The organism is Burkholderia sp. CpTa8-5, from assembly GCF_017815045.1.
Taxonomy (GTDB): Bacteria; Pseudomonadota; Gammaproteobacteria; order Burkholderiales; family Burkholderiaceae; genus Burkholderia; species Burkholderia sola.
Genome location: NZ_JAGIQD010000083.1, coordinates 1 through 675, shown reverse-complemented (window position 1 = coordinate 675; position 675 = coordinate 1). Strand labels below are relative to the sequence as shown.

2 tRNA genes and 1 rRNA gene are annotated in these 675 nt (G+C 52.3%); all 3 read right to left on the bottom strand.

From position 1 onward, the window contains the following. Positions 1-347 precede the first annotated feature (347 nt). Positions 348-423 (bottom strand) — tRNA-Ala (locus tag J8I35_RS34425). Between the two features lie 43 nt (positions 424-466). Beyond that, positions 467-543, bottom strand: a tRNA-Ile gene (locus tag J8I35_RS34420). Between the two features lie 63 nt (positions 544-606). Next, positions 607-675: ribosomal RNA gene (locus J8I35_RS34415) — 16S ribosomal RNA — on the bottom strand; the annotation flags it as partial.

The window sequence follows — 675 nt, the reverse complement described above, 5'->3', positions numbered from 1 at the left end:
GCGTCCTTCATCGCCTGTGATCGCCAAGGCATCCACCACATGCACTTGTTCGCTTGACCCTATAACGAGTCTGTCTCTCGACAGCCGCTACAGGTTGAGTTCTCGCGTTGTGCCGTATTCCAATTGAGTCAAACTTAGAGTTCGAATCATCTTGAGATACATCGATACAATCACAACCCGGATAACTTCCACGTCCATCTCGAGACGCTTCCGCTATCCAAATTACTTACTTCTTCCAGATTGTTAAAGAACGACAGCCGATACGTACTACGTACCGCTCTGACTGGCTCAATCGCCAATGACAAAGACTCGAACGACGCTTCGTTCGAACGCTTGTCATTGAAGATTGGTGGAGGCAGACGGGATCGAACCGACGACCCCCTGCTTGCAAAGCAGGTGCTCTCCCAGCTGAGCTATGCCCCCCATGTACAGGTTTGCCTCAGGTGTGTACCGCCACACAAGACGGTGGTGGGTCTGGTTGGATTCGAACCAACGACCCCCGCCTTATCAAGACGGTGCTCTAACCGACTGAGCTACAGACCCCTGAGTCTGTCTTTGATTTACAGCCGATAAGCGTGAGCGCTCAACTTCGCGAGATAGCTCTGGAAAGGAGGTGATCCAGCCGCACCTTCCGATACGGCTACCTTGTTACGACTTCACCCCAGTCATGAATCC